General features: G+C 40.1%; 11 protein-coding genes. 10 read left to right on the top strand and 1 reads right to left on the bottom strand.

What is annotated here, in order from left to right; translation table 11 throughout:
• Nucleotides 1-68: 68 nt before the first annotated feature.
• The 3 genes from BAOM_RS13000 to BAOM_RS12990 all read left to right on the top strand — a co-directional run bounded on the left by BAOM_RS13000 (nucleotide 69) and on the right by BAOM_RS12990 (nucleotide 3,602).
• Nucleotides 69-1,358, top strand: coding sequence for an MFS transporter (locus tag BAOM_RS13000; protein ID WP_127760613.1), 1,290 nt, complete (start codon nucleotides 69-71; stop codon nucleotides 1,356-1,358).
• Nucleotides 1,359-1,521: 163 nt separating this feature from the next.
• Nucleotides 1,522-2,523, top strand: a complete 1,002-nt coding sequence (locus BAOM_RS12995) for a TauD/TfdA family dioxygenase (RefSeq protein WP_127760612.1) — start codon at nucleotides 1,522-1,524, stop codon at nucleotides 2,521-2,523.
• A gap of 83 nt (nucleotides 2,524-2,606) precedes the next feature.
• Complete coding sequence (locus BAOM_RS12990; protein WP_127760611.1) at nucleotides 2,607-3,602, top strand: alpha/beta hydrolase; 996 nt, start codon at nucleotides 2,607-2,609, stop codon at nucleotides 3,600-3,602.
• Nucleotides 3,603-3,890: 288 nt separating this feature from the next.
• Here the strand turns inward: BAOM_RS12990 and BAOM_RS12985 are convergent, their stop codons facing one another.
• The gene (locus tag BAOM_RS12985) at nucleotides 3,891-4,664 is read right to left on the bottom strand and encodes an SDR family NAD(P)-dependent oxidoreductase (RefSeq protein ID WP_127760610.1); all 774 of its coding nucleotides are present in this window, start codon (nucleotides 4,662-4,664) and stop codon (nucleotides 3,891-3,893) included.
• Nucleotides 4,665-5,234: 570 nt separating this feature from the next.
• On the opposite strand from BAOM_RS12985, the gene BAOM_RS12980 reads away from it, so the two are divergent.
• The 7 genes from BAOM_RS12980 to BAOM_RS12950 all read left to right on the top strand — a co-directional run bounded on the left by BAOM_RS12980 (nucleotide 5,235) and on the right by BAOM_RS12950 (nucleotide 11,575).
• On the top strand, nucleotides 5,235-6,536 hold the full coding sequence (locus BAOM_RS12980) for an MFS transporter (protein WP_252282432.1): 1,302 nt from the start codon (nucleotides 5,235-5,237) through the stop codon (nucleotides 6,534-6,536).
• 187 nt (nucleotides 6,537-6,723) lie between these two features.
• The gene (locus tag BAOM_RS12975; protein ID WP_127760608.1) at nucleotides 6,724-7,191 is read left to right on the top strand and encodes a 2,4'-dihydroxyacetophenone dioxygenase family protein; all 468 of its coding nucleotides are present in this window, start codon (nucleotides 6,724-6,726) and stop codon (nucleotides 7,189-7,191) included.
• A 264-nt stretch (nucleotides 7,192-7,455) separates the two neighbouring features.
• On the top strand, nucleotides 7,456-8,244 hold the full coding sequence (locus BAOM_RS12970; RefSeq protein WP_127760607.1) for an SDR family NAD(P)-dependent oxidoreductase: 789 nt from the start codon (nucleotides 7,456-7,458) through the stop codon (nucleotides 8,242-8,244).
• 639 nt (nucleotides 8,245-8,883) lie between these two features.
• Nucleotides 8,884-9,687, top strand: a complete 804-nt coding sequence (locus BAOM_RS12965; protein ID WP_127760606.1) for an extracellular solute-binding protein — start codon at nucleotides 8,884-8,886, stop codon at nucleotides 9,685-9,687.
• A gap of 38 nt (nucleotides 9,688-9,725) precedes the next feature.
• Nucleotides 9,726-10,214, top strand: a complete 489-nt coding sequence (locus BAOM_RS12960) for a hypothetical protein (RefSeq protein ID WP_127760605.1) — start codon at nucleotides 9,726-9,728, stop codon at nucleotides 10,212-10,214.
• A 96-nt stretch (nucleotides 10,215-10,310) separates the two neighbouring features.
• Entirely contained in the window at nucleotides 10,311-10,856 is a 546-nt protein-coding gene (locus BAOM_RS12955; protein ID WP_127760604.1) for an RNA polymerase sigma factor, read from the top strand.
• Between the two features lie 59 nt (nucleotides 10,857-10,915).
• Nucleotides 10,916-11,575: an anti-sigma factor gene (locus BAOM_RS12950; RefSeq protein WP_257467281.1), complete on the top strand. Its 660-nt coding sequence runs from the start codon at nucleotides 10,916-10,918 to the stop codon at nucleotides 11,573-11,575.
• Nucleotides 11,576-11,902 lie beyond the last annotated feature (327 nt).

Genomic DNA, 11,902 nt, shown 5'->3' with positions numbered 1-11,902 from the left:
TGTGAAGGATGGTCCCTTTTCCGATTGGAAGGAAAAGGTGCCCCTATGTGAAAGTTGGGGTGAGGTATATGACAAGTACGCCAAAATATTCTTGGATTATCTTATTGTTTCTAGTTCTTTCCGGTATGGTCAACCAAGTGGATAAAATTATCATTGGTTTGGTTTCCGTTCCAGTCATGAAAGAGCTAGAGTTAAGTCCATCCCAATGGGGAGTGGTGGGAAGTTCCTTCTTTTGGGCTTTTACCTTTTCTTCGCTTCTTTTTGGCGGCATGGCGGATTCCAAAAATAAGAAAAAAATGTTATCGTGGATGTCTTTGATTTGGTTGCTGATTCAATTTGCTACTCCTTTTGTTTCCAGCATGTCTCTGCTCGTGTTAATGAGGATTATTTTAGGAGCAGGTGAAGGTCCAGCTCCGGCTCTATCTACGGCCATCATGGGAAAATGGTTCCCGAAACACCGACATGGGATAGGGTTTGGCGCAGTGTTATTAGGAACGACAGGTGGCTCAGCGATTGCCTCGCCATTATTAATCTCTTTAATCGAGCAATATGGATGGAGATCTGCCTTTATTGCGATGGGGGTGATTGGACTAATCGTGCTTGTGTTATGGCAGATTTTTGGGAAAGAAAGTCCACAAGAAATCGGGTATCCTTCTTTTCATCAAGAGAATGAGCAGTCATCCAGTCTTTCAAAGGTTTCTTGGCGCGAGTTTCTTCCACATCTTATTTCGAAAAATTTCATTTTAGTTGTTTTGTGTGGAGGTTGTTCCTATTGGTTATTGGCTGTTCAAGCGGTTTGGTTTCCAGCCTACTTTACGAACATTCAACAGTTTAACGGTCAAACGTTGCAGCTAGCTGTATCTTTACCTTTTCTGTTTGCTGCCTTTTGCCAAATTGGATTTGCCATATTTTCGGATTGGATGTATCGCAAAACAGGAGATATACGGAAAGCACGTATCAATCTTGCTGGCTTCATGATGGTGCTATCGGCTGTATGTGTATATTTAGGAAATGCCGCCGATTCAACAGCTATGGCGATTCTTTTCTTTAGCCTTGCTCCTGGATTTGCCTATGTAATTCTATCACTCGCACCAGCTATATTGATGGAGTTCTTTTCTCCTCAAAACATCGGCAAGGCTCAAGGGACATTCATTGCTCTAGCAAGTTCAACTAGCATTATTGCTCCACTCGTATTCGGTTATCTTATTCAACATTCAGCGACTGCAGCCATGGGGTATGGTTATGCGTTTCAAGCCTCTGCTGTCGGAATGCTTATTATCGGCATATTGTTTTGGATGGGTGTACGTCCCGCCAAGCGAAGCGATATAACTATTCAATCGGACTATGTTCAATCTTAGAAGCATTAGCGTGTGTGAAAGAGTTAGATCGTAAAAGGGGCGTGAGAAGTGCTCTTGATAAAAAACTGAATATTAAGATAATAAAAAATTAGATAAACAGAAGTGGGGAAATGTAACATAGAAAGTTAAGTGAAAAACGCTTGATATTAAAGGAGGATTATGTATGACGCTTATTTTAAACGAAAAAATTCAAGGACCATCAGCGTGGAAAGGAATGGATTTAGCGAAGGATGATTCATGGATTTATTATTTGTCCGAAAAAACGGTCGTAGAGCTTGAAAAGGCTGTTGTTCATGTTCAACAAAAGGGTTTGAAAGCGCCTGAATTTAAAAAGGAGGATTTCCCGATTCCTAATCTTGCGGATGAAGTCGCTTATTTTGTAGATGAATTGGAGAATGGGAAAGGGTTTCTATTAATTCGCGGATTACCGATGGATAAGTATAGTGACGAGGAAGCGAGCATCATTTACTGGGGGCTTGGACTTCACATGGGTAAGCCAATCACGCAAGACGCAAGAGGAACCCTCTTAGGGCATATCAAAGACCAAGGTCTGGACTTTAAGGATAATAAAAAAGTACGCGGTTACCAAACAAATGTACATCTTGATTATCATACAGACCTCGCTGATGTAGTTGGATTACTATGTCTTCGTAAAGCAAAATCGGGTGGTTTAAGCAGTATTGCAAGTGCCATCGCAGTTTATAATGAAATTTTAGAGAAACACCCAGAGTATCTTGATATCCTCTATCGTCCATTCCATCATGATCTTCGTGGGGAAGAAGCACCAGGTCAATCTCCAATATTCACATCACCTATCTTTAGTTATTACGATGGTAAATTGAGCTGTCGATATTTACGTCAATATGTTGAATCCGCACAATTGAAAACAGGTATCTCTTTGAAGAAAGAGGAAGTCGAATTATTTAACTTTATCGATTCCCTTACGCATGATCCAAACATGCATATTGATATGATGATGGAGCCAGGTGATATGCAGTTCGTTAATAACTATACGATTTTCCATTCGCGCACAACATTTGAAGATTATGAAGAAGATGAGCGCAAGCGTCATTTATTAAGATTGTGGTTGAACATGCCAAATGGTCGAAAGATTGCCCCAGATTTCGAGGTTTGTAGAGAAGGAATGGCTGTTAATAAACCATAAACAGCGATGAATCGTGTTCGGAAAAAGAGTTTAGTAGAAAAGCAGATTTGATTTATTAGAAAGTAAAGTGAGGATGATGTTTCTTGGCAAATTTAGATTCGCAAGCAGAAAAGTATTTACAAGCATTGAAACAGATGCCTCCTATTCATACGATGGATCATAAGACTGTGCGAGAGATGCTTTCCAAAGCACCGCAGCCTCCTATTGAATCAGAAGGGCTTTCAAAGGTAGAAGATTGGATGATTCCAGTGAGCAAAGATGCTGAAATCAAATGCAGGGTCTATATACCGGAAGGGCAAGGTCCCTTCCCTTTGTTTATTTACTACCATGGTGGAGGATGGGTTGTGGGAGACCTCGAATCGACAGACCCTAGCTGTCGAATGCTGGCACATAGAATGGGCTGTATAGTGGTATCTGTTAACTATCGTCTAGCTCCAGAGCATAAGTTTCCGACCCCAGTCGAAGATGCTTATGCAGCATTGCAATGGGTTTATGAAAAAGGTTCTTCTTTTAACGGAGATGTTTCAAGATTAATAGTAGGTGGGGATAGTGTAGGTGGGAATCTAGCGACTGTCGTGACGATAATGACGAGAGATAGAAAAGGTCCTAGCATCGCTGCACAGGTTCTGATTTATCCGGCGACAAACCTTAAGTTCGATACGGAATCTCATCAAGCCTTCGCAAAAGGATTTGGTTTAGACCGTGAGCTTCTGTTTTGGTTCCGTGATCATTATTTACGACATAAAGAGGACAAGCATAACGGCTACGCATCTCCCTTAATTGCGGAAGATGTAAGTCATTTACCGACAGCCTTTGTGATTACAGCGGAAAATGATGTGCTTCGAGATGAAGGAAGGGCATATGCGGAGCGTTTGAAAGCATCAGGTGTCAACGTTGAATATGCATGTGAAACAGGTATGATTCATGGTTATTTTGCCAACATGACTTTTTTTTCAAAGAATATTGAAAGGACTGTCTCTCGAATCAACGAGTTTTTACGTACTACGGATGTTATAACTAACAGAAATACTAAAATCAAAAAATGTAAAGGCTGTTTGGATTGTTCATTGAACCATTAAACAGCACCCTAAATCCATAGGAAGACAACAAAAAGGCACCTCTATGATTCATAAAGGTGTCTTTTTGTTTGAGCTGAAACGTTAATAAATATAGCTTCTGTTACCAACAGATTGTCATTGTACTCTAGAACCTAGTTGGCTATGTTCGTAAAGATTGTTGCTATCATACTTATAATGAAAGAATTAGCAAATGTCTTATAAAAAAAGTAGCACAAACCATTGCCTTGGTCTGTGCTACTGATTAAATGGAGGGGAAAATCTTACAAAGAAGATGTTAACTGCGTGTTTTTAGTAATAAACTGTATTACCAATGCCGCCAGTTACGGAAATGACATCGCCAGTAATCGATGCGGATAACGGTGAAGTAAGGAAGGTAACGACATAAGCAATTTCCTCCGGTGTAATCAAGCGATTAAGTGGACTCATGGCGGCTGCTTGGCTTACAGCTTCCTCCGTGTTGAATTGTTTTCTATTCGTTTCCGTATCAACAATTCCTGGATAAATCGCATTGACATTAATTCCGTGCTTTCCTAATTCCAATGAGGCAGATTTCGTTAAATGAACAACAGAGGCATTACGAGGGCCGGAACTAAAATAATTGCCGCCAATTCTAGCAGCGAGACCACTGATATTGATGATACGCCCCCACTTATTTTCAATCATATAAGGAGCTACAGCTCGCATCGTGCGAAAATAGCCCATATACTTTTCTTCAAAATCTTTCAAAATAAGTTCCTCTTTAATCTCGTGAAAATTCTCTGGCTCTGTACCGCCAACGCGAGCGCCACTGTTGATGAGAATATCAATACTACCCATCGCAGCTGCTGCGTTTTCAGCTAAATTGAGGATCGAGTTAGGATTCGAGGTATCAGCCACGATGGGATAGATCTTTCGTTTGGTTTCTTGCGCTAATTCTTCTGCCGCTTTCTGTAATGAGGATTCGTTTCTTGAACAAATCGTACAATCAACGCCTTCTAAAGCCAGTTGGCGGGCAATAGCTTTACCAATCCCTCGGCTTCCTCCTACAATGAGTGCTTTTTTTCCTGATAACTGTAAGTCCATAGATTCAACCTCCTAATTTTGATTCAACACCCTGTACGACTAAACTCAAGGTGATTTTTTGAATATTTAAATAATCCCTCTCTTTGATTCTATCTTTTTATGATCGTTATATAAAATTAATTATTTTAACTTGTACTTAAGTGTGACTAATGTAAAAAGAGGTACGGCTATTTTTTAATAGGATGATGGAGTATGAGAGGGGATTGAGGTCATTTTGTAGTAGTTTTTCACTATTTATTGTTGTTCCTCTGCTGAATATAAGTGTAAGTTACTTGCAGTTTAAATTATTTAATTTTATGTATGAGGGTCGCAATGGATATAATAATATTCAGAATAGAAATAGTGTTCTGAATATGATTGGAGAAGGGGGGGGCATGAAGTTTTTGTAGTGCAATTTTATTGCTTCAAATCACGCTATTTCATGCTCAAGAAAAAGGGGGTAAAAGCCATTGGTTTTAACAAATCGTTTCCAGATTTTCACCCTTTTGATGAAACCGCTTACTTTGTGGTGAACTGAAGAATGGGAAGGGATACGAGCTTATTTGAATGATGAAAATTAGGGGGATTTCTATGTCGAACACTCCAAAATATTCTTGGATTATCTTATTATTTGCCGTTCTCATTGCTATGATTAACCAAATTGATAAAATTCTCATTGGTTTGGTTTCGGTCCCTCTAATGAAGGAGCTAGGTTTAAGTGCTTCTCAATGGGGATTTGTGGGAAGTTCTTTTTATTGGTTTTTTACTATCACTTCCATCTTACTTGGTGGTATGGCAGATTCTAAAAACCCGAAAAAATTGTTTATTTGGATGTCATTGATTTGGTTGATGGTTCAATTTTCTACCCCTTTTGTTTCTAGTTTTGCTCTCCTTATCCTAACAAGAATGATATTGGGAGCAGGTGAAGGGCCGGCTTCTCCTGTAGTCACAACAATGCTAGGCAAATGGTTTCCGAAACATCGACATGGTATAAGCTATGCGGCTGTTCTGTTTGGAACGATGATGGGACCTGCGATTGCTTCGCCATTTTTAATCTCCATGATTGATCAATATGGATGGAGATCAGCTTTTATTATGATGGGCATTGTTGGCTTGATTTGGTTAGGTTTTTGGTTGTTTTACGGTAAAGCGAGTCCACAAGAAATCGGATTGCCTTCATTTGATTTAGTGGAGAAGCATTCTTCCAACCTCTCGAAGGTTTCTTGGCGTCAGTTTATTCCGCATCTATTTTCTAAAAATTATTTATTGATTGTTTTGGCTGGAGGCTGTGCCTATTGGTTAGTGTCGGTTCAAACCATATGGTATCCGACTTATTTCTCCACAGTCCAACAGTTTACTGGTCAAACGTTAAAGCTAGCTGTGGCTTTACCTTTTCTTTTCGCTGCCTTTAGCCAAATTGGATTTGCTATGTTATCCGATCGGCTTTACCGCAAAACAGGAGATATTCGGAAAGCACGTGTCAATCTTGCTAGTTTTATGATGGTGCTCTCTGCTATTTGCTTATATCTAGGAAGTGTCGTGAGTTCGAATGCGATTTCTATTTTATGTTTCACCCTCGCTCCAGGTTTTGGGATAGTCGTTCTTTCACTCGCACCCTCCATATTGATGGATTTGTTTTCTCCCCAAAACATCGGCAAGGCACAAGGGGCATATATTGCTCTTTCCAATATGGGAAGTATGATTGCTCCCATCGTATTCGGTTATTTTATCCAATATGCAGCGACTGAGGCATTAGGCTTTCATTATGCGTTCCAAGCTTCTGCTGTTGGGATGATTATTATCGGCGTATTATTTTGGATTGGCGTACGTCCTACTAAGCAAGTACACACCACAATTAAAACGGAGGAGTTAGGATTGGGGAATCATGGATGATGTTCAGGAAGAGAAATAGCTAGTGTAGATTAATTTAACTAAACTGCATATTAAAAATCATAATTTTATTAAATGAATAATTATAATTATACTAACAATTAAGAAATTCGTACTAGTTAATGAGCTTCATATTGTAAACGCTATCAATATACGGATTTCAAAACTTAAAGTAGAAGAGGGGATTTGGATGAGTAAGGCAAAAGCTGTAGAAGTATATGATGCAAGTAATATCTGTCCAGATGATTTACCATGGATTCCTTATTTTGGGGTGGCTCATTTTAAGTTATTGAAGGCAAATCCAGTAACAGGACAAACGATTACCCTGTTAAAAGTTCCGGCGGGTACACAGCTTCCTACCCATTTCCATCCTGGAACAGTGATTGTGTATACTGTTAAAGGTTCTTGGAGGTATATGGAGAATGACTGGGTTTCCAATGCTGGGGATGTGGTTTATGAGCCTGCAGGATCCAAACATACACCTGAATCTGTAGGGGATGAAGAGGTTATTACGTTAAATATTGTGGAGGCAACATTAGACTATATGAATGAGAATGGAGAAATTATTGCTAGAGATAATTGGGAGTCATTCCTACAAAAATACCATGATCATTGTGCAGCTGAAGGAATTACACCTATCGATGTGACTAAATTTTAATAGTGATTTGAAAAAAAAGAGAAGTCTATTGTCCATGTGTGACGAGGATGCTTCTCTTTTTTCACTCTTTCATTAGGAGTGAAGTAGGTCTGGACCGTGCTCAGCGATATTAGTCATACTTACTTGCAAATTAAAATCTTTAATTTTATTTCATTATAACTTATTAGTATAATTAATATCGTAATAGTTTGAATATTAAAAATATTCACTGTGACCGCTATGTAAAGCGCTTCTATGTGAATAGTATCTAGGAGGAGATCTGGAATGTCATCTGCAAAATTATTTGATTTAACAGGAAAAACAGCAATGGTTACAGGAGGCGGTAGTGGGTTAGGGCGCGTCATGGCTCTGGCGCTGGCAGAAGCAGGCGCCAATGTGGTAGTATGCTCACGCCGTTTAGAAGTTTGCGAGAAAGTGGTACAAGAAATCGAAGGGTTAGGAAGCCAAGCCATTGCCCTCGCTTTGGATGTAACAGAACCTGCATCGGTTCGACAAGGTTTAGATCAAGCGATTTCTCACTTTGGAAAGATTGATATCTTAGTCAATAGCAGTGGAACAGTTTATGAAGCGCCTGCTACTGAAATGCCTTTGGAACAATGGAGAGCAATGATGGATATTAATGTGACAGGAACATTCTTGATGTGTCAGGCCGTCGGAAAACATATGATTGAAAATGAATACGGTAAAATCATTAATATTTCTTCTAGCATTGGATTTAAAGGTACTGACCCAGAAGCCGTAGACTCTGTAGGGTATACAACAAGCAAGGGGGCTGTTATGACGTTAACGAAGGATCTTGCCGTTAAGTGGGGCCGTCATGGATTGACAGTGAATTCTGTTGCTCCTGGCGTTTTCCAAACAGGAATGAATAACCCAGAAATACCGGGAACGCTTGTCCAAAAAGCAGGTCCAATCATTGCCTCCCAAGTTCCAGTAAGACGATTAGGCGAAGACAAAGATATCGTAGGAGCTGTCCTTTACTTCGCTTCCGCAGCTTCTGATTATTGTAATGGACAAATATTAGTTGTGGATGGAGGACTTGGAGCTAAATAAAAAGGTTCTTTCTTAAAAGTTTAGGAGTAAATACAGTCCTTTACTTATCTACCATTCATTTACTGATATTTTTATATATTGTATATGTGGCTTTGAAATAGAGTCACGATGTTTGTAAAAAAGATGCGATGTTTAAAATAAAGTCGCGACGTTTATAAAAATGTTGCGATACTTTTCCTCTTAGATAATTTTTGTCTAAGGGTATTGAAGGAGAATACTTCAAGAAGGTTAAGTGGTATCTTATAGAGAAATTATACTTTTGTAATGAAAGCAAACCTAAAAAAATAAACGTTTAATGTTACTGTACTAACGAGGGCGTTCTATAAGAACCTATGGAAATAATCGAACTTTTTTAAAAAAATTGCAATACCAATTAGTAAGCAAAGAATCCATTTTAATCAATCTTTTTTAAAAATGGATTCTTTTTATTTTCCGTAAAATAAAGGCTTATTCAATATTTCTGTTCTAACTATACTTTAAACTAACATGTACACCTTTATTTATTCTTCACCAGACTAATTTTCAATAGATTTATGAAACTTTCTAACTATTTTGCAATTATAATCCAACCGTTTACAGCCTCCCTTCGTTTCCTTTAATAGTACCGATAAAAATCATGTATGAAATGGAGGAAGAATCATGAAGAAGACCGTGTTCCTATCAGTTCTACTGCTCTTTGTCATTATGGCTGCCGGATTGTCAGCCTATGCACAAATGGACCGTAAGCCAGCGTTCCAGGCGACACCAAATTCCAGCCAAAGTGATCATGTCATCCGGGTGTACGGACCGGGCGGACCACTTGGACCGATTAAGGAAGCTGCTGAACATTTTTCAGCTGAAAGGGGAATCAAGGTGGAAGTAACAGCCGGACCAGAAGGCAATTGGATAGGCCAGGCAAAGCAGGATGCAGATATTATTTTCGGTGGCTCCGAGTATATGCTGCAGGACTTCATCTTTAACCATCCCGAAATGATTGACACTAAATCACGTACGGAGCTTTACCCGCGTGCTGCAGGAATATTGGTGAGGAAAGGAAATCCTAAGAAGATTGAAAGTCTGGAGGATTTAACGAAAAAGGGAGTAAAAATAATCGATGTGAATGGGGCTGGCCAGCTTGGACTGTGGGAAGACCTGGCAGGCAGAAAAGGGCTGATCGAAGGCATTTCCCAAAATATTAACCTTTCTGTAAAGTCGAGTGCCGAAGCCATTGAACGATGGAAATCGAATTCCAGCCTGGACGCCTGGATTACCTATGAATCGTGGCATTACCGGCTCCAGGATGTGACCGACCTGGTCGAACTGCCCGAAGAAGAAAAGCTCTATCGTGGAACGCCGATCGCCCTGACGAAAATCACCGATCAGAAAAAAGAGGCACAGCAATTTATTGATTATTTAAGAACGGAAGAATCTCACCAAATCTTTCAAAAATGGGGATGGAAGTAAGGACGAGCCTTAAATCTAAAAAACTGGGAGGAACATACATGAAAAAAGGAATTTTTACCCTCGCGATACTTTCGATTATTTTTGCTTTGGCTGCCTGCGGAAAAAGCACTGAGGAAAAAACAGAGATAGATCAACTCGATCAAGCCCAAACGGAACAAACTAAATCGGAACAAGCCACGGCTGACAGCCTCCAGCTTTTGGAGAATGAGAAAGCTGGAGAGTACCTGGCGGATTCACAGGGAAGGGCCCTGTATTACTTTAAAAAGGACGAAGCAGGAAAAAGCAATTGCAGCGGAGACTGCCTGGCAAACTGGCCGGCATTTACCCAGGAGGATTTCGCCGTCCCGGAAGGTTTTGATAAAAAGGATTTTGATACGATCACAAGAGAAGACAACGGGGAGAAGCAGGTCACGTACAAAGGCTTTCCTCTCTATTATTTTGCAAAAGACCAGCAAGAAGGGGATGTAAACGGACAAGGAGTAAAAGATGTATGGTTTGTCGTAAACAGCGAAACAGAATTTGAATAAGCTTGCCCAGGGAACGATCAGTCGCGGTCGTTCCCATCCTTACTTTTAAAATAGTGTAATGGCAATATATTTTTATCCAATAACAGGGAGTGCCATATGAAAGAAAAACACGATGCGGAATTAATGAGATTGGTAAATGAAAAACACGGTCACGCATTAGAGGAGCTTTATGACCGATATATAAAGCTTGTTTACGGCTTCGTTATGAAGTTTTGCAATGGGAATGAGGATAAGACGAAAGAGATTATTCAGTTGGTCTTTTTGAGGCTATGGACAACAAGCAGCCATTACGATCCTTCTCAAGGCAGCTTTGTAAATTGGCTCCTCACGATTACCCGCAATATTTGCATTGACTACCTCCGCAAAGAGAAGAGGCAGACGCAACACCATCAAGAGGAACATGAAGAGATCGCCGACCCTGCCAATGCAATCGAGCAACGAGTAAATACGAATGCTATTGCGAAAGCGAAAAACAAATTGCCGACAGCTCAAAGAAAATTAATCGATTTGCTTTATTGGAAAGGGTATTCTCTTTCGGAGATTGCCAAGCTGGAACAAGAGCCGCTCGGCACGATTAAAAGCAGGCTTCATCAGGCTCTTAAAGGATTAAGGAAGCATCTGGAACTGGAGGATATAAAATGAGAAGGGATTGTGATTATTTAATTCCATATATAGCAAATGAGCTCAAGGAGAGCGAACACATGACCTTTGTTGAACATTTAAAGGATTGTACGGAGTGTAAGAAAGAATATCAGGAATTGTCCCAGGTCTGGCATGCTTTGCCGTTTGATTATACCGAAATCGAGGTGCCTGAATCGCTAAAAGCCGAGGTGCTGGGATTTGTTTTTGATCAAAAAAGGAAAAGCGGTACGGAAACATTCATGGCTAAGATGAGCAAGCTTGCCATGATGCTCAAAAGCCAGTTCACTCCAGTTTCAACCAGTATCGTGGCCGTCTTGTTGCTCGCGATTATTGGCCTTGGAATAGCGAATGTACAGGAAAAAAATCGCCATGCCGAAAATATACCCATTGAAATTTTAACGGCCATTCCCTTAAAAGCAGCTAATCAAGGCCGTCCGGGAACAAACGGCATCGCCTATATTGTCCAACAGGGATCAGAGAAAAATTTGGTGGTGCAGGTTCACGAATTGCCCGGCGTCGAAGGTTCACAGGTTTACCAGGTTTGGCTGCTGAAAAACGGCACGAGGGAAAATGGCGGCATATTCAAGCCGGACGAAAACGGCTCCGGAATACTGACCTATCAGCTTGCAGAAGGGCAGACTTTTGATCAAATCGGCATCACTGTCGAACCGGACGCCAACGGTAGCCAGCCAAGGGGAGAAAAAATAGCTGGGTCATAGATGGTAACAGAAAAGGACAGATACATTTTTAATATCTGGCTAACCTTATATTACGATCGGGTGCTAATGTTCACGAAACTTACCCAAAAATGATCAAACTTTTTTATAAAATTCCATCTGTATTCTAAACTATAGAATCCATTTTGATCAAACTTTATTCTAAAGCTACAGTAGAGGGATTTTTTCGCTCAGAAAAATTCCTCTCCCTTCTTATTAAAAGCTCAAAGTGATCTTTCGTTTTTGTCAGGTCACATTGAGTTTTTTTCTCGTATATTCAAACCACTGAACATACATCTCCTTCAACTGATTCAGAACTGATACTATGAC

Origin of the sequence: Peribacillus asahii (assembly GCF_004006295.1) — a bacterium.
In the GTDB taxonomy this organism is placed as follows: Bacteria; Bacillota; Bacilli; order Bacillales; family DSM-1321; genus Peribacillus; species Peribacillus asahii_A.
The sequence above is the reverse complement of the archived record's forward strand: the minus strand, read 5'-3'. Positions and strand labels throughout refer to the sequence as shown.

Excerpts from the sequence above, each read along its gene's own strand:
- BAOM_RS12995 (WP_127760612.1), top strand. The coding sequence starts at position 1,522 with ATGACGCTTATTTTAAACGAAAAAATTCAAGGACCATCAGCGTGGAAA.
- BAOM_RS12955 (WP_127760604.1), top strand. The coding sequence starts at position 10,311 with ATGAAAGAAAAACACGATGCGGAATTAATGAGATTGGTAAATGAAAAA.
- BAOM_RS12950 (WP_257467281.1), top strand. The coding sequence starts at position 10,916 with ATGACCTTTGTTGAACATTTAAAGGATTGTACGGAGTGTAAGAAAGAA.
- BAOM_RS12965 (WP_127760606.1), top strand. The coding sequence starts at position 8,884 with ATGAAGAAGACCGTGTTCCTATCAGTTCTACTGCTCTTTGTCATTATG.
- BAOM_RS12970 (WP_127760607.1), top strand. The coding sequence starts at position 7,456 with ATGTCATCTGCAAAATTATTTGATTTAACAGGAAAAACAGCAATGGTT.
- BAOM_RS12985 (WP_127760610.1), bottom strand. The coding sequence starts at position 4,664 with ATGGACTTACAGTTATCAGGAAAAAAAGCACTCATTGTAGGAGGAAGC.
- BAOM_RS13000 (WP_127760613.1), top strand. The coding sequence starts at position 69 with ATGACAAGTACGCCAAAATATTCTTGGATTATCTTATTGTTTCTAGTT.
- BAOM_RS12975 (WP_127760608.1), top strand. The coding sequence starts at position 6,724 with ATGAGTAAGGCAAAAGCTGTAGAAGTATATGATGCAAGTAATATCTGT.
- BAOM_RS12960 (WP_127760605.1), top strand. The coding sequence starts at position 9,726 with ATGAAAAAAGGAATTTTTACCCTCGCGATACTTTCGATTATTTTTGCT.
- BAOM_RS12980 (WP_252282432.1), top strand. The coding sequence starts at position 5,235 with ATGTCGAACACTCCAAAATATTCTTGGATTATCTTATTATTTGCCGTT.